At 47.5% G+C, this 265-nt stretch carries 1 protein-coding gene; it reads left to right on the plus strand.

Annotated elements, in window-relative coordinates; all coding sequences use genetic code 11:
- Positions 1-53: 53 nt before the first annotated feature.
- On the plus strand, positions 54-265 hold a 212-nt coding region (locus tag FNY10_RS26500; RefSeq protein ID WP_160705133.1), incomplete at its 3' end, for a hypothetical protein.

The raw sequence follows: 265 nt of genomic DNA on the forward strand, positions 1-265 counted from the left end.
TGTGCAAACTGATTTACGGCGAAAAATACTACTTACCTTCGTGAGGAATAATTATGGCTTTCAAATTATCATCACCCAAAACCGTTCAGATTCATTATCTCGGCGGGTATCTCTGCGATAAGCAAATCGAAATCGACCTGATTTATGCCGTCGAAAGCGTCCGGCAGGACGACGCTGGTGTGGTCAAGGCTTCGCTATCTGTGCGCTACGATGACCAGGCAAAAATCATGGTGGGAGATTACCCCGTCACGCTGGATGCCACATC

The organism is Klebsiella sp. Lac1, from assembly GCF_009825425.1.
GTDB classification, from domain to species: Bacteria; Pseudomonadota; Gammaproteobacteria; order Enterobacterales; family Enterobacteriaceae; genus Klebsiella; species Klebsiella electrica.